Origin of the sequence: Clostridium sp. YIM B02500 (assembly GCF_022324665.1) — a bacterium.
Taxonomy (GTDB): Bacteria; Bacillota; Clostridia; order Clostridiales; family Clostridiaceae; genus Clostridium; species Clostridium beijerinckii.
On sequence record NZ_JAKGTE010000039.1, the window covers coordinates 1 to 22,238 of the forward strand.

Below are 22,238 nucleotides of genomic sequence, written 5' to 3' on the forward strand. Positions count from 1 at the left end.
GAAAGTTAAGGTCTATAGCGCCGATGGTACTGCATGGGAGACTGTGTGGCAGAGTAGGACGTTGCGAGGTAAGTATTAAAGATAGTCATTATGACTGTCTTTTTTTTATACAGAAATTATGAAATAAATAGTATATTTATCATAAGAAGGAGTGCTTTAATTGTATATAAGTGAAACAAAGATTGTAGTAAGATATGCAGAAACAGATAAAATGGGAATTGTTCATCATTCTAATTACTTTATTTGGTTTGAGGCAGGGAGAACTGATTTCATAAAAGGAAGTAATATAAGTTACAGTGAAATGGAGGAAAATGGCATACTAATACCTTTAGCTGAAAGTAATTGTAAATATATTATAGGAGCAAAATATGAAGATGAATTAATCATAAAAACATGGGTTAAGCAACTAACACCTGTTAAGGTAGAGTTTAATTATTCAGTTATCAGAGAAAATGATCAAAAAGAAATTGCTAAAGGAAGTACATTACATGTTTTTGTTAACAATGACTTTAAGATAATTAACTTAAAGAAGGTAAATAAAGAAATATTCAATAAGTTAGAATCTTTAATATAAAATATATCGTGTGAATCTAGAAGATCATATCTTAAATTAAGAATTTTAGATATGATCTTTGTTTTGTAGCAGGTCTATTCATTAACCAATACTTTTACGATTTCTCCAATATAAATTGTATGATAATCTTTTTCAGGATAAATTTTCTCATCAAAAGAAGGATTATCAAAGTTCTCAGGTTTAATTTCTGTATGATACATCTTTTTGCATACTACCACCATTTTTGCTTCTTTAAAGTAAGTATTATTCTCATCAAAAATTGGAGTTAAATTTGCTTTTTCAACTTTGTTATTATCTCTTCCAGAAAGACTTCCACAAATATTTAAAGCTTTTCTATAATCTTCGCTAAAAAATGATAATGTAAATGTATCATTTGAATCTACAAATTGTTTTGTGTAACGTCCAGGTCTAATGTATACAGTAGCTGAGTTTTTACCCCAGAATACGCCTAGTCCTCCCCAACTTGCGGTCATGGTATTGAATTTATTTTCAGTACCAGCTGTGATTAATAACCATTCGTGTCCGATGAGAGTGAATGGATTTATATTTAGGTTTTTAATTTCAATTTCTTTGAATGACATATGCTTGCCTCCTATAAATTTTTTTATTTAATAATTTATACTTATTTTAAAGCTATTAGAATAAAAGTTCAATTACATAATTTTTAATTTTATATAATTACTTAAATCACTTTTTTAGGAAATCGATAAGTGTTTTAGCGGCTATTGACAGATTATTTGAATTTTTATAGATCACACCTATGTATCTGGGAGGGATCTCATCTTTTAGAGGAATTTCTAAAAGGATTTTATTTTCAAGCTCATCATTTAAAAACTCTTTTATAACAGAAGTAATACCAAGTCCCATTTTTGCGCATTCAATTAAAAAATCCATATTGCTGGCTTCAATATCTGGAATGATATTGATATTATGTTTATTAAAATAGCTTTCTATATGTTCTCGTGTAGCGTTAGGATTTTCAAGAAGCATAAAAGATCCTTCAGCTAATGTATCATCAGCAGAATTCAAGTTTAGTTTTTCTAAATAAGTACCACTTGCTACTAAGATATCTTGAATTTTGCAAAGCCTTATAAAATTAAGATCATCTTGGGTGGAAGTAGTACCGATTATGCCTAAATCTAATTTCTCTTCTTGAACTAACTTTATTGTGTCCAAAGTAGGTTTATTTATTATCTTGGTCTTAAAGTAAGGATATTCTTTTATAAATTCCCGAAATCTAGGTAAAAAATAATTTTTCCCAATGGTTGTGCTTACACCCAAGTTAATTGTACCAGTTTCTTTATTTTTTAGCTTTTCCAAAATATTCTCTCCAAGGTTAAGTTCATCAAAAGCATTTTCTATGTGATTAAATAATATTTTTCCTTCTGGTGTTAGGGTCACACCTTTTGAACTTCTCGAAAATAAGGTTACATTAAAAGAATTTTCTAGTGTTTTTATTGATTTACTTACAGCAGGTTGAGAAACAAAAAGAATTTCAGCTGCACGGGATATATTCTTACATTTGGCCACTGTGAGAAAGACTTTATAAAGATTTAGATCAAAAATCATAGTATAACTCCTAATTATAGTATTCATAACTAATATATATTTTTATTATACATTAAGACAAGCTAAAATAGTAATAAGCTAGAAAAATATTTGAATTTATATTAAAAATATAAAAGAAAGGAAGAATATATTATGAAGATTGGAATAATTGGAATGGGAGCGATAGGTGGGTATATTGCTGCTATGCTTTGTAGAAGTAAAGAAAATGTTAATGTTGTAGCTTATGGAAAAACATTAAATAAAATAAAGACTGATGGAATTTCATTGAAAAGTGAAATAAATGGAAGTTTTACTGTTTTTCCTACACTTGCAACAGATGATTCAGATGAAATTGGTGTTGTTGACATTATCTTTGTTTGCGTAAAAGGATATTCTTTAAAGGCGGCAGCAAAAGCAATTTTACCTATGGTAGGTGATCATACTTTAATTATTCCTATAATTAATGGGGTAGACGGCGGAAATAAGTTATATTCTTACTTAAGAAAAGGAAAAGTAACAGATGCTATTATGTCAATTAGCTCAAAAATTGAAGGTGATGGAGTTATTAAGCATACTAGCCAAAATACTAGAATATTTATATCATCTAATAAAAAACGCCCTATGTATAAGAGAGATTTAGAACGGATCTATAATGTTTTAACTAAATCAAATATTTTATGTGAGGTAAGAAGAGATGCAGAAATTTTTGCATGGAATAACTACGTATTTAATTGTGCTTTTAATGTAACTGATTCATATTACGATGTGAAAGTAAAAGGAATATTAGAAGATAAAATGAAATTTGAAACATTTTGTAATGTAGCAAAGGAATGTGAAGAAGTTGCTAGAAGTAAGGGAATAAATCTTCATCCTAATATTTATGAGAATGCAATAAGTACACTAAAAAGCTTATCTAAAAAAAGTATAAGTTCAATGCATAGAGATGTAGTATCTGGAAAAAAATTTGAGCTTGAATTATTTTGTGGCGATTTATGTAGGATGGGAAAAGATTTGGGAGTTCCTACCCCTTATACTCAAAAAGCTTATGAAAAGCTAAGAGTTTTACAACCTGTGTAAGATATTCTGAAACACATATAATAGGTATGTAAAGCATTTTCTTAAATAATTCATTTATAGTTCACGAATATGATTATTTAGTTTAAAATAAGATTGATCATTAAAAATTCACTAGTGTGTTATAATATTAGCAACTATAATAGTTTATTATTTTGACTTATTTACGGAGGTGAATTTTTAGTGTGATTTAACTCTTGCACTAAGATATATTATGGATTATAAAAATAAAGTATGCATAATTACTGGAGGAGCTTTAGGGATAGGAAGATGTTTAACAAGAGAATTTTCAAATGTCGGTGCTAAAGTTATCTTCATTGATAAAAATAAAGAAGCAGGGAATGAAAATGTAGAATATATAAAAAGAAAAGGTGGAGAAGTTGAATTCTTTTTAGGCGATATTGCAGAAGAGGATACTTTATATAAGTTTGCAGAGTTTATAATAAAAAAATATAAAAATATAGATTACCTCATTAATAATGCTTGTATTAATAAAAAAGGAATTATTTCTAAATGTTCATATGAAGATTTTAATTATGTACTTAAAGTTGGAGTAACCGCGCCATACATATTAACCAAGTTACTTATGAATAATTTTAATAAAAATGGTGCAATTGTAAATATTTCATCTACTAGAGCCTATATGTCACAATCTGATACAGAAAGTTATACAGCTGCTAAAGGCGGAATTTTGGCATTGACTCATGGGCTTTCTGTTAGTCTTTCTAATAAAGTCAGGGTGAATTCGATTAGCCCAGGTTGGATTGATACAGGTGCTTATTATGATGAAGAATATGTACCAAAGTATAGTGAGAGTGATTTATTGCAGCATCCATCAGGCAGAATAGGGAATCCAAAAGATATAGCGAGAGCAGCTATGTTTTTGTGTAATGAAGAAAATAGCTTTATTAATGGAGAAAATATTAATATAGATGGCGGAATGACAAAACTTATGATATATAACGATGATAATGGATGGAGATATGATAATAATTAGTATTTAATACGTTATAAAAATATTTTAAATCTTATGTATATAGAAGTTATTTTCTATATGCATAAGATTTTTTTTTTCGGATTTACATATTTATAATTAGGTGCTGGAATAAACTTCAAATATAAAACATAGTATAAAGTAGAGTAACTAAAGGAGGAATAAGAGATGAATTTTTTACTTACTAAACTAAATGATACTTTTAGGGATAAGAAAGCCTATTTTTTCATTGTACTGATAATGTTTTGTTTAGGAATATCTTTTGGGCTTTACACTGTTAAATATATGGGGGAATCAGATAAAACGGATTTAACAAATTATTTTTTTAGTTTTACTAATTCTATAGGTAGCCATCCTATCAATTATGGAAATTTATTATTCGAGGTTATAAAGAAAAATATACTAATTATTATACCTATATTTATATTAGGTTTAACTTTTTTTGGAGCTCCTGTAATATTAATTTTGGACTTATTAAAAGGTTTTACATTAGGGTATACTTTTTCTTTCATGATAACTACTTTTCAAGGAAAAGGGATTGGACTAGCCTTAATATCTATTGTTCCTCAGAATTTAATATATATTCCATGTTTCATAGCATTAAGTGTTATTAGTTTATCTATGTCTACAGAAAGGTTTAAGGGAAGATTTTTCAAACATGGAAAGATAAAAGATCCTTTTTTAGATGGTGTATTAAATAAATTAATTGTCATCCTAATATTATTTACAATAGGCATATTAATTGAAACTTATATATCACCATCTTTGATAAGATTTGTGGCTAATAAATTCTATTTATAAAACAAAAGATGATTTTAAATAAGGAAAGAAAAATGACGATTTGGTCGAATGCTAATCATAATCAATGGTATAGGAGTTAATAATGATAAATAGTATAAATAATTATAAAAATTATTTGTTTGAGAGTGGTAAAAGTGAGAATACTATATATGCATATGTAACAGATGTTAGTCTCTATTTAAAATTCTTAAATAGAAAAAAGATAGACTTATATGAAAGTGATAAATCAACGGTTATGTCATATATACAAAATCTCACTAATCAAGGAAAATCAGAAAGATCTATAAATAGAATAGTTATAAGTCTAAGGAATTTCTATTCATATTTGAAAAGTGAAACTTTAATTAAGGAAGTTCCTAAAATTGAATATAAGAGTTCAAAAAATAATAGAAAATTGCCACAAATTTTGACCATTGAAGAAGTAGATAAGATAATTAGAATAGTGGAAAAAGACTGCTCAAAAGGAATTCGTGATAATGCATTGTTAGAGTTAATGTACGCTACTGGAATGAAAGTTTCAGAACTTATTGGATTAAATGTAGATGATGTTAATCTTGATTTAAATTTTGTAAAATGTACAGATAACAAGCATTATGAAAGGCTTATTCCTATAGGAAGAAGCGCTTGTAAAGCATTAACAGAATATTTAAGCATAAGATATAAGATTGCACAATGCGGTGTGTCTAATCTTTTTGTAAATCTAAATGGTAATAAGCTCACAAGACAGGGTATCTGGAGAATTGTTAAAGAATACTCTAGAAAAGCTGGTATAGATAAAGACGTTAATTTAAACACTTTCAGACATTCATTTGCTGTTCATCTTCTTCAAAATGGAGCAAATGTTAGGGCTGTTCAGAAGTTACTCGGTAATCAGGTATTAACATATATGGATACGTACTATGAGATAATCAATAATGATAAAATAAACTATATATACATGCATACTCATCCAAGAGCTTGAGAATAGTTATTTGTACAAGAAATTAATTAAAAATATTACGGGAGTTTCCACCCGTTTGCCACCACTTATCAAATTGGTGGCAAGTTTTATTTAAGGATGAATTTTTGTATTTGTAGATTAATATTTATTTATTAAAATTTACAGAAGGAATATTCCAACTTTTGTATAATTAACTTATATGAGAGGAGGCGATATTTATGGTCAAAAAGGAAAGGTGCATATGGATAGCGTAGCCTTTATATACAATTAGTTATATAAGAGGAGGAAGATTAATGTTATTAAGTTCAATACAGAAATGCTCTAAGTGTGATATAAGTTTTGCATGGGAATACACGACTCCAGAAACAGAAAGAGTATTGAATTTTGAAGGAGAGACTTCATCAATAGCTAGTGCTAAACTAGTAAGTGCTAAAGAAGGGAAATATGATATTAAAGTGAAATGTCCCAAATGTAAAGCTTTAAATAAGTTTTATATTATTGTGCCAAGGTGTAATAATGAGAAATGATATAGAGAGTAAACTTAACTAAGAACTCTAGAAATAGGGTTCTTTTTGACGTTATAAAATTTTATTTTAAATTTAAATTTAAATTGATATAGAAAAAGTATAGAAGTAACCTAATAATAATATTTATAGATGATTGTGGTTATAGGTAATTAATGGTATAATCTTAAATGCAATTTTAATTAATAATAGATTGGGGAGGAATTTTTTATGCATCCAACAAGCACTACAATATTAAGTGTCATACTAATTATAGTATATTTAATATTATCAATAGTAATATTTGCTTTATCAATATATGCATTCATATTATTTATAAAGCTAGCTAATAGAGGTATAAGAGCGCTTGACATTTATATAGGAGAAAAAGAAGGACATGCAAAGGGAGATTATTATATAAATAGCAATAAATATGAAAATTATTAATAATTATCAATTTTATTGAGAGCATATATAAGCAGGTGAGATAATGAATGATAAAGAAATTGATGATATGTTTTTTAAAATTTATGATTACGAGTGGCTTGACAATCAATATAAAGAAGTAGCTAGAAAGTCGTCAGCGTATATTGGCTTTAGATTGTATATAAAGCTTAAAACACTTATCACTTCGGTTTTAAATATAAAAATATGATATTTATTATAAATAAGATAAACTGTAATAATGCTTTAGCATTATTATTTAAAACTATAAAAACAAAGAGCAACATACATAGGGGTAATATGAATGTTGCTCTTTGTTTTTTATATTATAGGGTAAATATTTATGAAAAAAAGATTTTATTAACTTTATGTACTTATTTTAGTATATCATTGTGTCAGTATGATGGCAGACTAAAAAAATAAAAGAAAAATTATAAATTTCTTAATAGCGGTTTTGGATTTGAATAAATTATTTATGGTTATTTTAAAGTAATATGGAATTAGAATACTAATTGATAATAGTATTGTACATGCTGAGTTAGTATATACTATTAGTAACATATATTAGAGCTTGTAAATAGCTAAATTAGCATAAATAATGTCGTATATTGTAGTGAAGTGATTTTTATGGAAAAGTATACAATAAAACGACAGAAAATATATAGATTATTACAAAAAATTACATAATTTATATTTAAGTCGAACTTCTGTGCAATAAGTAAAACAAATATGATATACTTATAAAAATGTAAATTAATCTAGCTATAGGAGGAAATAAATATATGAGAAAAAATTATAGGTATAATAAAAGTAAAGATAATAACATAAAAAAAGCTAGAATAATTATTTTATTTATGACTATAGTTTTTTTAATAGTCGGAGGTAGCTCTCTCATTGCAGCGAAGTTTTCCAAAAATAGACAAGAAGTACAAGCACTTGATGACACTAAGCAAAGTGGAGATTCAGATTCAAATTCAAATGATAAAAAGGATAACCGAGATTCTCTGAATGTTGAGAGTAATTCAGAAGTAGAAGATTCTTCATTTATTGAAAAGTATTTGAATCAGCAAATGAAGGGGCAAAAGCCAGATGGAGCAGACGGTAAGAAAGTAGTATATTTAACATTTGATGATGGTCCATCGGAAACAGTTACACCTCAAATACTAGATATTTTGAAGTCGGAGAATGTGCATGCAACATTCTTTATTGTGGGAAAATCACTAGATAAAGATGAGAACACTAAAAATATAGTTAAACGAGAATTATCTGAAGGAAATTCTATAGGTAATCATACTTATTCACATAATTATAATTATTTATATCCAAATGGAAAGATAAACTTATCGAATTGTATGTCTGACATTGAAAAAACAAATGAGTCTCTAAAAAAGGTTTTAGGAGAAGATTTTTCAACTAGAGCTATTAGATTTCCAGGTGGGCATATGACTTGGAAGAATAAAGATTCAGTTGGTATGGATACTATGGACAAGGCTTTACATAAAAAAGATTATCATCAAATAGATTGGAATTCATTATCTCAGGATGCGGAAGGTGCACCTAAGAATGCAGAGCAATTAAAGCAGGAAGTTATAAAAACTACAGCAGGAAGGGAAAAGGCAATAATTTTGATGCATGATACTTACGGTAAAGAAGAAACAGCAAAAGCATTACCAGGAATTATAGAATATTTAAAACAACAGGGATATGAATTCAAGGTTATTAAATAGTATTTATTAAGAAAAAGATGAATTTAGAAATTATATTAAAATTCACCTCTTTCTATTTATATAAGAAGATTATTGTAGTCTTGATTTGCAGTTTTATACAAAGGTGATGGAAAAGTTAACTTAAGCTTATCCATCACCTTTTGTATATTCACATAAATTTAAAATGGGACTTTTTAATTATATATATAGTAGTAAATGACTTAAGTCTAAAAATAAAATAGATTGTCATTTGGAAAGTTGAGATATACACTAGTGTTTAGAGAGAAATTCATATTCTTTTTTTCTACCTTAAATTCAATCAATTTTGCATCTTTTTTAGTATTGTTTTTCATATATATAGTAAATTCAAAGGGGTTTTCTATAATAGTATCAATGGTATAAGGAAAAGTATTAATGTTTTCATTATTGTTTGTACATATTTCAATATCATGAGCTCTTATGCAGATATATTGGATATTGTCTGGAATTTCGTCATTAATAACATATTCGTGGCCCCAATTTTCAGCATAAATGGTATTTTTCCCAGTCTTTTTAGCTTTAGATATGTTTTTACATCCTGTTAATGTAGCTTCTGTAAGACTTTTAGGATGTTTAAATAAGTCTTTCTTTTCTCGATTTTCTAAAGAAACTCCATTTTCATAAACAATTATATTGTCGCAAACTCTATAAGCTTCAGCTATATCATGAGTAACAAAGATAACATTACCACTATAATCTTTTACTATAGACATTAATTCTTTTTCTAAATCATTTCTTAAATGTTGATCTAAAGCAGAGAAAGGCTCATCCAAAAGTAAAATATCAGGGGACGTTATAAGTGCCCTAGCTAAAGCTACTCTTTGCTGCTGCCCGCCAGATAACTGCCAAGGATAGCGTTTTTCGAGTCCACCAAGATGTAATCTTTCTATATATTCTTTGATTAAGGATTCCTTTTGATCTTTTTCCATCTTAGAAATGCCTATTTCAATATTATCAATTATATTCATATTAGGAAACAAAGCATAATTTTGAAATAGATAACCGATTTTTCTTTTCTGTGGAGTTAAATTAATTTTATTCTCTGAATCAAAAAAAATCTTATCATTTACAATTATTTTTCCTCTAGAAGGAGTAACTAATCCAGATATACATTTTAAACTCATACTTTTTCCGGATCCTGATGAACCTAAGAAACCTAGAACACCGCTTTTATGTTCAAAATTCACATTTAAATTAAATGAGGAAAGATGTTTTTCTATATTTACATATAATGACATTATCTAGCACCCCTTCCCATAAGCTTTAACTGAACTTCTGACCAATAGTTTAATATTAGAATTAGAAATAATGATAAAGTAACAATTATGATAACCCAAAGAATTGCTTTTTGCATATCTCCACCTTCGGCTGCAAAGAATATTGCAAGTGGCATAGTTTGAGTTTTTCCAGGAATATTACCTGCTAGCATAAGTGTTGCGCCAAATTCACCCATAGCTCTTGCAAAAGATAAAACTAGTCCACCTATAATACCTGGCATGGCTAATGGAATAGCGATTTTATAAAATATTTTAAATTCACTAAGGCCAAGAGTTCTGGCAGCAGAAAGAATATTAATATCTATTTGCTCAAAAGCAGAACGTGTGGTTCTATACATCATAGGAAATGAAACCACTATAGCAGCAATAACCGTAGCACTCCAGCTGAAAATTAAAGAAGTATTAAAGAGATCTAGTAGCTTTCCTATAGGACCATTTTTACCACAGATAAGCAATAAAAAGAAGCCTACAACAGTTGGAGGAAGAATTAAAGGTAAAGTAAATAACCCATCTATTATTCCTTTAGATTTTCCTTTGAAATTTGACATCCAATAAGAAACTATAATTCCTAAAAAGAATGTTATTACTGTTGATAATGTAGCAGTTTTTATAGAAATCCATAAAGGTGAAAAATCCATATTAATTCCTCCTTAAAAGTTAGACAAACTAAAAAATTGTCAAAAAATATAACATAATTCTGTAGCAGTCAATCTAAAAAATTTTAATTATAGTAGATTACAATTGTTAAAAATCAATGCAAAATAGAATAAATATATAATAAAATATTTAAATATGTTTTATATAGTCATGTTTGATAATGTTTAGTTCGGTTTTATTATGATTTTTATAATATTAGCATTAATTCTATAAAAATACAATAGTGTATTACATATGATTAATTTTGTTTTCTTATAGTAAAAAAATAATAGAAATATTATTAAAAAAGATAACTTGAAAATATTTACAATTTAATTGAAAAGATGTATGATATTACCATAAAAATAAATTTGGTATAAAAAATTTTTTTTAGGTAAGGAAATGATTTGTAGAATATATAGGAGATTAATTTAATAATAATATTTCAGAAGTGGATTTTATAGGCTACTGAATATCATTACAAACAAAGTAGACAAGCATTTATTTCCGTTATAAATATGATTCCAAATAAAATATTAATTAAGATAGGGGAAGAGAATATGAATTTTGATCAAATTAAATCAAAGTCTGAAAACTATAAGGAGGATATGACCCAATTTCTTCGTGATTTAGTTGCAATACCTGGTGAAAGTGCAGAAGAAGAAGGTGTTATAAAAAGAATAGAACAAGAAATGAAAAGCGTTGGATTTGATAAAGTAGAAATAGATCCAATGGGTAATATTTTAGGATATATGGGTACAGGGGAAACTTTAATAGGCTTTGATGCTCATATTGACACAGTTGGTGTAGGAAACAGAGATAACTGGGACTTTGATCCATACGAAGGATATGAAACAGAAACTGAAATAGGTGGACGTGGTACTTCTGATCAATTAGGCGGAATCGTTTCATCTGTTTATGGTGCAAAAATAATGAAAGATTTAGGCCTTTTAAATGAAAAATACACAGCATTAGTTGTTGGTTCAGTTCAAGAAGAAGATTGTGATGGACTTTGCTGGGAATATATAATCAAAGAAAGCAAAATCAGACCTGAATTTGTAGTTTCTACAGAGCCAACAGATGGTGGTATCTACAGAGGACAAAGAGGCCGTATGGAAATCCGTGTTGATGTTCAAGGAATTTCATGCCACGGTTCAGCTCCAGAAAGAGGAGACAACGCAATTTACAAAATGGCTGAAATATTAATGAACATTCGTGACCTTAACGAAAATGATGTAGCTGATAATAAAGAAATCAAGGGCTTAGTAAAAATGTTAGATGAAAAATACAACCCAGAATTTAAAGAGGCTAACTTTTTAGGAAGAGGTACTGTTACAACTTCTCAAGTATTCTATACTTCCCCAAGCCGTTGCGCCGTTGCTGACTCATGTTCAATTTCATTAGACCGTCGTATGACAGCAGGTGAAACTTGGGAAAGCTGTTTAGAAGAAATTCGTCAACTTCCAGCTGTTAAAAAATACAATGCAACAGTAAGTATGTATAACTACGATAGACCAAGTTACACTGGTTTAGTATACCCAATTGAATGCTACTTCCCAACTTGGGTAATTCCAGAAGATCATATTGTAACAAAAGCATTAGAAGAGGCATATAAAGGCCTTTACGGCACAACAAGAGTCGGTGCTGGTGAAAATGAAGCAATGAGAAAAGCTCGTCCGCTTACTGACAAATGGACATTCTCTACAAACGGTGTTTCAATTATGGGACGTAATGGAATTCCTGTAATAGGATTTGGACCTGGTGCAGAAGCTCAAGCACATGCTCCTAATGAAAAGACATGGAAAAAAGATTTAGTAAAATGTGCTGCAGTTTATGCTGCTGTTCCAACTATATATACTTCAAATAAATAAATATTGTTAGCGAAAATTAAGGGGGATATTAAAATTATGAGTATTGTAGATAAATATGTTAATGCATTAAAAAGCTTAGAAATTGATCAAATGTATAAAAATGACTTTTTTCTTACATGGGAAAAAACTACAGATGAGTTAAAGGCAGTTTATGAAGTTGCAGATGCATTAAGAGAATTACGTAGAAATAACAAATCAACAAGATTATTTGATAGTGGACTTGGAATTTCATTATTCCGTGATAATTCAACACGTACTCGTTTTTCATATGCTAGTGCATGTAATCTTTTAGGTCTTGAAGTACAAGACTTAGATGAAGGTAAAAGTCAAGTTGCTCATGGTGAAACTGTAAGGGAAACAGCTAACATGATTTCATTTATGGCTGATGTCATCGGAATTCGTGATGATATGTATATTGGAAAAGGAAATAAATATATGCATACAGTTGCTGATGCAGTAAAGGAAGGATATGAAGATGGAGTTCTTGAACAAAAACCAACATTAGTAAATCTACAATGTGATATTGACCATCCAACTCAAGTTATGGCAGATATGCTACATATCATACATGAGTTTGGTGGCATTGAAAATTTAAAGGGTAAAAAAATAGCTATGTCTTGGGCTTATTCACCATCTTACGGTAAACCATTATCTGTACCACAAGGGGTTATAGGATTAATGACACGTTTCGGTATGGACGTTTGCTTATCACATCCAGAAGGCTATGAAGTAATGGAAGAAGTTGAAAATATAGCTCGTAATAATGCTAAGGAATCAGGTGGAACATTCACAAAAACTAATAATATGGCAGAAGCATTTAAAGATGCAGATATAGTATATCCAAAGAGCTGGGCTCCTTTTGCAGCAATGAAAGAACGTACTGATCTTTATTCAGAAGGCGATTCTGAAGGTATTAAAGAATTAGAGAAAAAACTTCTTGCTCAAAATGCAGAACATAAAGATTGGGAATGCACAGAGGAATTAATGAAAACAACTAAAGATGGAAAGGCACTTTATTTACATTGCTTACCAGCTGATATTAGTAATTTGTCATGTGAGAAAGGTGAAGTTGAAGATTCTGTATTTGACCGTTACAGAGTTCCACTTTATAAAGAAGCAAGCTATAAGCCATATATTATAGCAGCAATGATTCTTCTAGCAAAGGTAAAGAATCCTGCAGAAGTTTTAGAAAAAATGGCTCAAAGTGAGGATATAAGATTCAAGGGTTAGGAACTAATAAAAAAATATACACATTTAAAAAGAGCAGCTATGCTGCATATAAGAACATTTTATTTAAAAAGAGCAGCTATGCCGCATATAAGAATATTTCATGGCATATAATTTGAATTTTTATTTTCTTTCTAGTGCCTAAATATTTAAAAAGAGAATTGGAGGGATATATGGTGAGTAAGATTGTAATAGCGTTAGGAGGAAATGCACTGGGAGATACACTAGATGAACAAATGAAATCAGTAAAATTAACTGCTGAAAGTATTGTAGATTTAATCGAAGGTGGAAACCAGGTGGTTATTACTCATGGAAATGGACCGCAAGTGGGAATGATAAACTCAGCAATGGAGTTTGTTAAAAAATCTCAAATACCATTAACAATGTGCGTTGCAATGAGTCAAGGGTATATTGGATATGATTTGCAAAATGCGATTAGGGAAGAACTTTTATCACGTAATTTAAATAACCCTGTCACAACTCTCATTACTCAAACTCTTGTGGATCCTAATGATAACGCATTTTTAACACCTACAAAGCCAATTGGAGGTTTTTATTCAAAAGAGGATGCTGAAAAATTAGAGAAGACTGGAATAGTGATGAAAGAAGATTCAGGTAGGGGATATAGGCAAGTTGTTTGTTCTCCAAAACCTATTGATATAATTGAAAAGGAAACGATTTTAGAGCTAGTATCGGCTGGAGAAATAGTTATTGCATGTGGTGGTGGTGGAATTCCAGTTATTCAAACAGAAAACAATCATTTAAAAGGTGTACCAGCAGTAATTGATAAAGATTTTGTAGCAGCATTGTTAGCTAAAGAGATAGATGCAGATAGTTTGATTATTCTAACAGCAGTAGAAAAAGTTGCTGTAAACTTTGGTAAACCAAATATTAAATGGCTGGATTCACTTACAGTGGAAGAAGCTAAAAAGTATATTAAAGAAGGCCAATTTGCACCAGGATCTATGCTTCCAAAAGTACAAGCAGCTTTAGAATTTGTTTCTTCAGGAAAAGGAAGGAATGCAATTATTACGCTTCTAAGCAAAGTACAGGATGGAATTCTAGGTAAAACAGGTACTCACTTTAAAATGTAAAGTTAAATTTATGCATTATGCTATAGATAACCCAACTAAGACCTGAACTTATGCATATAACTCGCCGAAATGAATAACATACTTTTGTTCCAGTTTCTAGGTAATTCTGATGGGATTCTAAGGCTATAAAGTTGCACCCAAAGTGCTAGCCTCAAAGGACAAGCTTTGAACTAGCACATTTGGAACAACTTATAGCCAAAGAATCACATCCATCAAAATTACCAATGAAACATTCCACAAAAATATATTACCCATTTCTAGTGGGGATATATTTCATAGTATAAATCTAACTTATAATTGGCTTATCTATATAGATATCCAAAACAAAACTTAGACTTATGAAATAACTCACTGAAATCATAAATATTTTGCTCCACAGCTAGCTGTTGGACATTGTACTCGTTGAGGATATAAGTTTAACTAGAGATTTAGGAGGAGAGGAATACAACTACATATAAGGAATAATCACAAAAACATAAAATGAAAGAAGTGCTTATGAATGATTATTATTAAAAATGGAATTATTGTGACTGAATCAGAAAGTTATTGTTCAGATATTATGATAGAAAATAATAAAATATCTTGTATTGGAACAAATTTATCCAATGATAATGCAGAAATTATTGATGCTTTGGGAATGTATATAATTCCTGGAGCAGTGGATGTTCATACTCATATGGATTTGCAATCTGGAAATAGTCGATCAATAGACGACTTTTATACTGGAACTGTTGCAGCTGTTTGTGGTGGAACTACAAGTATTGTTGATCATGTAGCCTTTGGTCCTAAAAATTGTGCTCTTCGCCACCAAATTGACGAATATCATAAATTGGCTAATGGAAAAGCAGTAATTGATTATGGATTCCATGGAGTAGTACAGCATGTAAATGATGAGGTTTTATCTGAAATGGAGTCTTTGGCTAAAGAAGGAATTTCTAGCTTTAAGATTTATATGACATATGATTTTAAACTGGATGACGTCTCAATTTTAAAAGTATTAAAAAAAGCAAAAGAATTGGGAGTAATTATTGCTGTACACGCTGAAAACAATGATGTTATAAATTACCTTAGAGAAAATTATGTTTCAAATGGCTGTTTAGAAACAATATATCATGCAAAATCACGACCAGACCATTGTGAAGCCGAGGCAATTAGCAGAGTGCTACATCTTGCAGCATTGGCAGGAGATGCCCCAATTTATATTGTTCATATATCTACTGAAAAGGGATTGGATGAGATAAGAAAAGCAAGAGCGCAGGGGCAAAAGAATATTTTTTCTGAAACTTGCACTCAGTACCTAACAATGACAGAGAAAAAATATCTTGAGCCAGACAATAATGGACTAAAATATGTAATGTCTCCACCTTTGCGTCAAAGTAATGATATTGCTGCTCTATGGAAAGGTGTACAAGATGGTGTAATTAATATAATTGCTACTGATCATTGTTCATTCAATCTAAAGGGTGACAAACAAAAGGGTATTAACGATTTTACAAAATGCCCTAATGGAGCTCCTGGCGTTGCTGAACGAGTAAGGGTAATTTTCTCTGAAGGCGTTATGAAAAAGAAAATTTCAATTAATCGTTTTGTAGAACTTTTATGTACAAATCCTGCAAAGATTTATGGACTTTATCCTAAAAAGGGTTCTTTGATTCCAGGTGGGGATGCTGATATTACTATAATTAACCCAAATTCTGAGTATACTCTTACAAGAAGTATGCTTCATGGAGCTGTAGATTACACATGCTTTGAAGGCATGACATTAAAGGGAGATATTGATATTGTAATACAGAGTGGTAAAGTAGCTTATAAAAATAATAAGTTTTTAGGGAAAAAAGGTGATGGAAAATTTATTAAGAGAAAAGTAATTGAATAATAGTATATTGTTTATTTAATATATTAAGCACAGTGGCCACAATAGTTGGTTGTATGCTTTGAATTATAACAAAACATATTTATATTGTAATGTAAATATAAGATGATAGAGGAGATTTAAGCATGAATGTATATGATGATTTGGATTTTTTTAAAAGGCTTATTAAAGGGATTGCGGAAGAGTTTGGTCCAAACTGTGAAGTTGCGATTCATGATCTAAAAGCAGGATATGAACATAGCATTATAGCGATTGAAAATGGTCATGTTACAGGACGTAAAGTTGGGGATGTTGCATCGCGAATTGCAATGGAAACAATTCACTCAAATCTTCAGCATAAAGACCATTATAGTTATAGTACCCGTACAAATGACGGACGTATTTTGAAATCTACTACTATATGTATTCCAGATGAAAATGGTAAAGCGAAAGCACTTCTTTGTATTAATTATGATATCACTCAGCTAATGGTATCTAATAAGATTATAGAAGATTTTGTTTCAATAAAGGAAGTAGAACGCAGTGATGAAGGTGATGTTACAATTCCAACCGATGTTAATCAACTCCTCAAAGATTTAATTGAGGAATCGTATCAATTAATTGGAAAACCTGTTGCGGTTATGACTAAAGAAGATAAAATGAAAGCCATTAAATATTTAGAGAGTAAAGGTGCGCTTTTAATTAAAAGATCGGGAGATAAAATTTCAAAGTTCTATGATATTTCAAAATATTCACTTTACAGTTATTTAAATAACAATGAGGATTAAATATATTACTGTAAAATATTTGAAAGGATTAATAAAAAATTTAACAATTAGTCTTTCATTCTGTAGATTATTAATTTAATAAGTAATAATTCTGTGTAAATCAGATATATATAATAATGGAACTCATATGTAAAATAAATAAGCTTAGAAAAATGTATTACTGACATATATAAATTGATTGAAAAATACCAAAATATGGAATATAATTAAAATTGATCAACTAGTCAGTTAGTAATAATAAAAACAAGAAAGGACTAGTTCGTCAAATTGACAATATAGTAAACGTTTCCTTATTAATTTATATTTAATGCATAAAAGTGAACCTTTGATCATTAGTAATGTATATTTTGGGTACATGAAAGAAAATTACATTTTTGAATGTGCCTTATTAGGAGGTCTTGTGATGCAAGATGAGTATATTGTTAAAGGCAATATTATTTTTACTAAAGAATTAGGTAAATATGAAATATTTGAAAGTGGATATATTGTTATTGATGGTAAATTTGTTAAAGGTGTTTATAAAGAGCTGCCTGAAAAATTCAGTAAACTGAAGATTTTAGATTATGGACCTGCACTTATAATACCAGGATTTATTGACATTCATTCACATGCACCGCAGTTTCCTAATTTAGGATTAGGATTAGATAAGGAACTTATGCCATGGTTAGATTCATATACCTTCCCAGAAGAAAAAAAATATTCAGATATAGACTATGCAAAAAAAGTGTATTCTGCTTTTGTAAGAAGTTTATGGAGATATGGTACTACTAGATCTTGCGTTTTTGCTACTATTCATAAGAATTCAACAAAGTTATTAATGGATTTGTTTGAAGAAGCAGGATTAGGTGCATATGTAGGAAAGGTTAATATGAATAGAAATGCACCAGAATATTTATTAGAAAGTACGGAGGAGTCCATTCATAATACTAAAGAACTATTAGATGAATATGGGCAAAAATATGAATTAGTGAAACCTATTATTACACCAAGGTTTGTTCCAACATGCAGCTTTGAGCTCTTAAAAAGTCTTGGGGAATTATCAAAAAAATATAATGTTCCAGTGCAATCTCATTTGAGTGAAAATTTGAGCGAAATCAGTTTTGTGAAAAAACTACATCCCAAATTAAAAAACTATGCAAGTGTCTATAATGAAGCGGGATTGCTTGGAGATCTTCCTACTATAATGGCCCATTGTATTTGGTTAGAAGAAGATGAAATTGAACTAATGGTGAGAAAAGAAGCTTTCGTTGCCCACTGCCCTAATTCAAATAGCAATTTATCAAGTGGTATTGCGCCTATTCGAAAATTGATGAAAAAAGGTTTAAATATAGGACTTGGAACAGATATATCAGGTGGTCACAGTGTATCGATGACTAATGTAATTGCTAGTTGTGCTCAGGTGTCAAAGTTAAAATGGCTAGAAAGTAATAAAGCAGACAAGCCTTTAATTACAGCAGAATTATTATATTTGGCAACAAAGGGCGGAGGAAAAATTTTTGGTAAAGTGGGAAGTTTTGAAGAAGGATATGAATTTGATGCCTTGATTATTGACGATAGCAGTCTATCCATCTTTAAGCCATTGTCAGTAGAAGAAAGACTAGAAAAATTTATTTACACTGGTGATGACAGAAATATTAAGGAAAGATATGTAGCAGGTAAAAAGATAGAAGAACCGAAACAATATTGAATTTTTTTATATAAAAATTTGATTAACTAGTCAATAAGTACTAGCTTGTATTTATCTATATAATTTAAACAGAAAAAAATAGAAAATAGGGGGATTATTTATGAGTGATAAAATGCAACGCATTCATTTTGAAAAAATGTTAACTTGGATTACTAGAGAGTTAAAAGAAAAAGAATCTATTTTTGGCGTGCATAAAGATAAATTTTATTATAATGAAACTGGAAAATCAATTACTTTATTTAATGAGAAACTTTCATCACCACTTGGACCGGCAGCAGGCCCAAATTCCCAATTAGCACAAAATATTGTTTGTGCATATCTAACTGGAAGTCGTTTTATTGAATTAAAAACAGTACAAGTTATCGATGGAGAAGATATTACAGTGTCTAAACCTTGCATCAATGCACAAGATGAGGGTTACAACGTAGAGTGGTCTACAGAATTAAAAGTGTCAGAAGCCTTTGATGAATATGTAAAAGCCTGGTTTTTACTTCATGTCCTAATGAAAGAGCTCAAATTTGCAAAGGAAAGAGATTTTATGTTCAATATGAGCGTAGGATATGACTTGAAAGGCATAAAATCTTCTAAAATTGATACTTATATTAAAGGGATGCAAGACGCATCGTCTACAAAAATTTGGACAGAATGTCAAGAAACACTTCTTTCTCATATAGATATGTTTTCTGAATTTGCAAAGGAAGATTTGGAAAAAATTTCACCAACTATTTGTTCATCTATTACGATCTCAACACTTCATGGTTGTCCTGCTAATGAAATTGAAAGCATTGCTAGCTATTTTCTTGAAGAAAAGAAATTAAATACTTATATTAAAATGAATCCTACATTACTAGGTGAAAAGTTTGTTAAAGAAACTTTAACAGCCATGGGATATGACTATATAGTTCTTAATGGACATCATTTTACAAATGATTTGCAGTACTCAGATGGAGTTGCAATGCTAAAACGTTTGAAGGCGGTCGCAAATAACTTGAATTTAGAAATAGGAGTTAAACTAACTAATACACTACCAGCTAAAATTACTAATAATGAATTACCAGGAGAAGAAATGTATATGTCTGGACGTGCATTATTTCCACTATCCATATCTTTAGCAAGTAAATTAGCTAAAGAATTTAATGGTGATTTACAAATTTCTTATTCAGGTGGGGCTGACTTCTTTAATATTGATAAAATATTATCTACAGGAATTAGTCCAATAACATTTGCAACATCTATCTTAAAGCCAGGTGGTTACGAAAGAATAACTCAAATGGCTAAAAAAGTTGAGAAACAGCTTAATGGTAAAATTTCTGGAATTAATGTAGAAATTCTGGAGGACATAGTCAAGGAAACTATTAATGATAAACATTATCGAAAAGAACTACGACTTGTTAATAGCAGAAAACTTAATTCTAACCTTCAGTTTTATGATTGTGCAGTTGCACCTTGCTCTGTAGGATGTCCAATTAATCAGCAAATCCCACAATATACAGCTTTAGTAGGACAAAAAAAATATGATGAGGCTTTTTCAATAATTGCCATAGATAACGCATTACCGGCTATTACATCAACTATTTGTAATCATAAATGCCAGACTAAATGTACTAGAATTGATTATGATGAATCTGTTTCAATCAGAGATTTAAAACAAATTGCAGTTTTAAATGCACAGGATAAATTTATTGAGTCTATTGAACCAACAGATATTAGAACTGGGAAAAAAGTTGTTATTATTGGAGCTGGTCCTGCAGGTCTTTCATTAGCTCTTTTCTTAAGAAGAAATGGTGTAGATGTTACTGTAAGGGATAAAAAGGAGAGTGCATTGGGTGTTGTAGAACATGTTATACCTGAGTTTAGAATTTCTTCTGAAATGATTAAAAAAGATTTGGAAATGGTTAAAAAGCAAGGAGTAAAATTTCAATTTTGTATAGATGAAAATATTAATTTGAAGGAATTAAAAAAGGAATATGATTATGTAGTGTTGGCCATAGGAGCATGGAAACCTGGAAAAATTTCATTAAGCGATTGCGATAATAAAGCAATTAATGCTATTTCATTTTTAGAAAAATATAAGAAAAAAGAAGGAAAGATTGCTTTAGGTAAAAAAGTTTGTGTTATTGGGGGAGGAGATGTTGCCATGGATGCAGCACGCTCAGCTAAAAGAGTGAGTGGTGTTGAAGAGGTTTCTATTATATATAGAAGAACCAAAAAATATATGCCAGCGGATAATGAAGAAATAGAACTTGCTATTTCTGAAGGTATTTTACTTAAAGAACTCCTTACGCCAATTTCTATTAATGATGGAAAACTTACTTGTGAAAGAATGATTTTAGGTGATAGAGATGCATCCTTAAGAAGAAGTTCTGTAGGTACTGGAGAAATAACAACATTAGATGCAGATACAGTTATTATAGCAACAGGTGAAAAAATTGATAGTAATTTATTAAGACAAAATGAAATAAATTTGGATTCTAATGAATTTCCTATTGTTAACGAAAAATTAGAAACAAATATTGCAAATGTATATATCATTGGTGATTTAAAAAAAGGTCCATCTACAATTGTTAATGCAATAGCAGATGCAAAAATAGTTACAAAAGATATTCTAACAAAAGAAGGTTTGAGTTCTGATTTTAAGCAAAAAGGTTATTGTACTGATGAAAAGATATTATATGGAAGGAAGGGAATATTAGGAGATTCAAAGTCTTGTGAAGAAGAAGCTGATAGATGTTTAGGGTGCAAGAACATTTGTGAATTATGCGTTGATGTTTGTCCTAATAGAGCAAACGTAATGATTAATGTAAACAGTGATTTTGTTTCTAATCATCAGATTATACATTTAGATGGTATGTGCAATGAGTGCGGTAACTGTGGTATTTTCTGTCCTCATAAAGGAAATCCATATAAAGATAAAATAACAGTTTTTTGGAGTAAAGAAGATTTTGAAAATAGTGATAACAAAGGATTCTTTATTGAAAATTTAGAAAAAGGCATTTGTCTAGTAAGAACTGAAGAAAGCGATATTATAAGTTATACTGCTTCGCAGCAATCAGAAGTTTCAAAAGAAATGGCTAGTCTAATTCAAACGTGTATAGATAAGTATGATTATATGCTTTAGGCATGTGAAAATAAATAACAAGTCCAAAGTTGCCATGGATATTTTTCATCAGGCAAGGAGGCAAA

Annotated in this window: 20 protein-coding genes; 16 read left to right on the plus strand and 4 right to left on the minus strand. The window is 29.7% G+C overall.

Annotation, left to right across the window (positions count from 1 at the left end):
• Positions 1 to 160 precede the first annotated feature (160 nt).
• Positions 161 to 574 (plus strand): thioesterase family protein, encoded by a 414-nt coding sequence (locus L1S46_RS22635; protein ID WP_012058188.1) that lies wholly within the window; start codon positions 161 to 163, stop codon positions 572 to 574.
• 74 nt (positions 575 to 648) lie between these two features.
• Here L1S46_RS22635 and L1S46_RS22640 read toward each other — a convergent pair whose 3' ends face one another.
• Positions 649 to 1,155, minus strand: a complete 507-nt coding sequence (locus tag L1S46_RS22640) for a flavin reductase (RefSeq protein WP_012058189.1) — start codon at positions 1,153 to 1,155, stop codon at positions 649 to 651.
• 106 nt (positions 1,156 to 1,261) lie between these two features.
• Positions 1,262 to 2,143, minus strand: coding sequence for a LysR family transcriptional regulator (locus L1S46_RS22645; protein ID WP_039773868.1), 882 nt, complete (start codon positions 2,141 to 2,143; stop codon positions 1,262 to 1,264).
• A 132-nt stretch (positions 2,144 to 2,275) separates the two neighbouring features.
• On the opposite strand from L1S46_RS22645, the gene L1S46_RS22650 reads away from it, so the two are divergent.
• The 8 genes from L1S46_RS22650 (at position 2,276) to L1S46_RS22685 (ending at position 8,605) form a co-directional block, all read left to right on the plus strand.
• Positions 2,276 to 3,199 (plus strand): 2-dehydropantoate 2-reductase, encoded by a 924-nt coding sequence (locus tag L1S46_RS22650; RefSeq protein ID WP_012058191.1) that lies wholly within the window; start codon positions 2,276 to 2,278, stop codon positions 3,197 to 3,199.
• Positions 3,200 to 3,410: 211 nt separating this feature from the next.
• Positions 3,411 to 4,193 (plus strand): SDR family oxidoreductase, encoded by a 783-nt coding sequence (locus L1S46_RS22655; protein ID WP_238901047.1) that lies wholly within the window; start codon positions 3,411 to 3,413, stop codon positions 4,191 to 4,193.
• A 165-nt stretch (positions 4,194 to 4,358) separates the two neighbouring features.
• Positions 4,359 to 4,991, plus strand: coding sequence for a stage II sporulation protein M (spoIIM, locus tag L1S46_RS22660; protein WP_012058193.1), 633 nt, complete (start codon positions 4,359 to 4,361; stop codon positions 4,989 to 4,991).
• An 82-nt stretch (positions 4,992 to 5,073) separates the two neighbouring features.
• Positions 5,074 to 5,952, plus strand: coding sequence for a tyrosine-type recombinase/integrase (locus L1S46_RS22665; RefSeq protein WP_012058194.1), 879 nt, complete (start codon positions 5,074 to 5,076; stop codon positions 5,950 to 5,952).
• Between the two features lie 272 nt (positions 5,953 to 6,224).
• Positions 6,225 to 6,458, plus strand: a complete 234-nt coding sequence (locus tag L1S46_RS22670) for a hypothetical protein (RefSeq protein WP_017212907.1) — start codon at positions 6,225 to 6,227, stop codon at positions 6,456 to 6,458.
• 207 nt (positions 6,459 to 6,665) lie between these two features.
• Positions 6,666 to 6,881: a hypothetical protein gene (locus L1S46_RS22675; protein WP_038457435.1), complete on the plus strand. Its 216-nt coding sequence runs from the start codon at positions 6,666 to 6,668 to the stop codon at positions 6,879 to 6,881.
• Between the two features lie 43 nt (positions 6,882 to 6,924).
• Positions 6,925 to 7,089, plus strand: a complete 165-nt coding sequence (locus tag L1S46_RS22680) for a hypothetical protein (RefSeq protein WP_017212905.1) — start codon at positions 6,925 to 6,927, stop codon at positions 7,087 to 7,089.
• A gap of 571 nt (positions 7,090 to 7,660) precedes the next feature.
• On the plus strand, positions 7,661 to 8,605 hold the full coding sequence (locus L1S46_RS22685; protein WP_238901048.1) for a polysaccharide deacetylase family protein: 945 nt from the start codon (positions 7,661 to 7,663) through the stop codon (positions 8,603 to 8,605).
• Positions 8,606 to 8,811: 206 nt separating this feature from the next.
• Here L1S46_RS22685 and L1S46_RS22690 read toward each other — a convergent pair whose 3' ends face one another.
• Together L1S46_RS22690 and modB are read right to left on the minus strand one after the other, a co-directional pair.
• The gene (locus tag L1S46_RS22690; RefSeq protein WP_012058196.1) at positions 8,812 to 9,861 is read right to left on the minus strand and encodes an ATP-binding cassette domain-containing protein; all 1,050 of its coding nucleotides are present in this window, start codon (positions 9,859 to 9,861) and stop codon (positions 8,812 to 8,814) included.
• A complete protein-coding gene (gene modB, locus L1S46_RS22695) occupies positions 9,861 to 10,544 on the minus strand; it encodes a molybdate ABC transporter permease subunit (RefSeq protein WP_085953359.1) in 684 nt (227 codons plus the stop codon). Before modB ends, L1S46_RS22690 begins: the two co-directional genes overlap by 1 nt.
• Positions 10,545 to 11,096: 552 nt before the next feature.
• On the opposite strand from modB, the gene L1S46_RS22700 reads away from it, so the two are divergent.
• The 7 genes from L1S46_RS22700 to ygfK all read left to right on the plus strand — a co-directional run bounded on the left by L1S46_RS22700 (position 11,097) and on the right by ygfK (position 22,173).
• Positions 11,097 to 12,407 carry a YgeY family selenium metabolism-linked hydrolase gene (locus L1S46_RS22700; protein ID WP_012058198.1) on the plus strand — a complete coding sequence of 437 codons (1,311 nt, stop codon included), beginning with the start codon at positions 11,097 to 11,099 and terminating at the stop codon, positions 12,405 to 12,407.
• A 36-nt stretch (positions 12,408 to 12,443) separates the two neighbouring features.
• Positions 12,444 to 13,637 (plus strand): knotted carbamoyltransferase YgeW, encoded by a 1,194-nt coding sequence (gene ygeW, locus L1S46_RS22705; protein ID WP_238901049.1) that lies wholly within the window; start codon positions 12,444 to 12,446, stop codon positions 13,635 to 13,637.
• A 170-nt stretch (positions 13,638 to 13,807) separates the two neighbouring features.
• On the plus strand, positions 13,808 to 14,728 hold the full coding sequence (gene arcC, locus L1S46_RS22710; protein ID WP_077831265.1) for a carbamate kinase: 921 nt from the start codon (positions 13,808 to 13,810) through the stop codon (positions 14,726 to 14,728).
• A gap of 499 nt (positions 14,729 to 15,227) precedes the next feature.
• On the plus strand, positions 15,228 to 16,604 hold the full coding sequence (hydA, locus tag L1S46_RS22715; RefSeq protein WP_238901050.1) for a dihydropyrimidinase: 1,377 nt from the start codon (positions 15,228 to 15,230) through the stop codon (positions 16,602 to 16,604).
• 122 nt (positions 16,605 to 16,726) lie between these two features.
• Positions 16,727 to 17,368, plus strand: coding sequence for a helix-turn-helix transcriptional regulator (locus L1S46_RS22720; RefSeq protein ID WP_012058202.1), 642 nt, complete (start codon positions 16,727 to 16,729; stop codon positions 17,366 to 17,368).
• 403 nt (positions 17,369 to 17,771) lie between these two features.
• Entirely contained in the window at positions 17,772 to 19,055 is a 1,284-nt protein-coding gene (gene guaD / locus L1S46_RS22725; protein ID WP_238901051.1) for a guanine deaminase, read from the plus strand.
• Between the two features lie 100 nt (positions 19,056 to 19,155).
• Positions 19,156 to 22,173 carry a putative selenate reductase subunit YgfK gene (ygfK, locus tag L1S46_RS22730; RefSeq protein ID WP_238901052.1) on the plus strand — a complete coding sequence of 1,006 codons (3,018 nt, stop codon included), beginning with the start codon at positions 19,156 to 19,158 and terminating at the stop codon, positions 22,171 to 22,173.
• Positions 22,174 to 22,238: the final 65 nt, after the last annotated feature.

Bases quoted from the DNA above. Each gene is read 5' to 3' on its own strand.
- L1S46_RS22665 (WP_012058194.1), top strand. From the start codon at position 5,074: ATGATAAATAGTATAAATAATTATAAAAATTATTTGTTTGAGAGTGGT.
- L1S46_RS22645 (WP_039773868.1), bottom strand. From the start codon at position 2,143: ATGATTTTTGATCTAAATCTTTATAAAGTCTTTCTCACAGTGGCCAAA.
- L1S46_RS22690 (WP_012058196.1), bottom strand. From the start codon at position 9,861: ATGTCATTATATGTAAATATAGAAAAACATCTTTCCTCATTTAATTTA.
- hydA (WP_238901050.1), top strand. From the start codon at position 15,228: ATGATTATTATTAAAAATGGAATTATTGTGACTGAATCAGAAAGTTAT.
- L1S46_RS22685 (WP_238901048.1), top strand. From the start codon at position 7,661: ATGAGAAAAAATTATAGGTATAATAAAAGTAAAGATAATAACATAAAA.
- L1S46_RS22650 (WP_012058191.1), top strand. From the start codon at position 2,276: ATGAAGATTGGAATAATTGGAATGGGAGCGATAGGTGGGTATATTGCT.
- L1S46_RS22655 (WP_238901047.1), top strand. From the start codon at position 3,411: ATGGATTATAAAAATAAAGTATGCATAATTACTGGAGGAGCTTTAGGG.
- arcC (WP_077831265.1), top strand. From the start codon at position 13,808: ATGGTGAGTAAGATTGTAATAGCGTTAGGAGGAAATGCACTGGGAGAT.
- L1S46_RS22670 (WP_017212907.1), top strand. From the start codon at position 6,225: ATGTTATTAAGTTCAATACAGAAATGCTCTAAGTGTGATATAAGTTTT.
- ygeW (WP_238901049.1), top strand. From the start codon at position 12,444: ATGAGTATTGTAGATAAATATGTTAATGCATTAAAAAGCTTAGAAATT.
- L1S46_RS22680 (WP_017212905.1), top strand. From the start codon at position 6,925: ATGAATGATAAAGAAATTGATGATATGTTTTTTAAAATTTATGATTAC.
- L1S46_RS22675 (WP_038457435.1), top strand. From the start codon at position 6,666: ATGCATCCAACAAGCACTACAATATTAAGTGTCATACTAATTATAGTA.
- L1S46_RS22700 (WP_012058198.1), top strand. From the start codon at position 11,097: ATGAATTTTGATCAAATTAAATCAAAGTCTGAAAACTATAAGGAGGAT.
- L1S46_RS22640 (WP_012058189.1), bottom strand. From the start codon at position 1,155: ATGTCATTCAAAGAAATTGAAATTAAAAACCTAAATATAAATCCATTC.
- spoIIM (WP_012058193.1), top strand. From the start codon at position 4,359: ATGAATTTTTTACTTACTAAACTAAATGATACTTTTAGGGATAAGAAA.
- ygfK (WP_238901052.1), top strand. From the start codon at position 19,156: ATGAGTGATAAAATGCAACGCATTCATTTTGAAAAAATGTTAACTTGG.
- L1S46_RS22720 (WP_012058202.1), top strand. From the start codon at position 16,727: ATGAATGTATATGATGATTTGGATTTTTTTAAAAGGCTTATTAAAGGG.
- guaD (WP_238901051.1), top strand. From the start codon at position 17,772: ATGCAAGATGAGTATATTGTTAAAGGCAATATTATTTTTACTAAAGAA.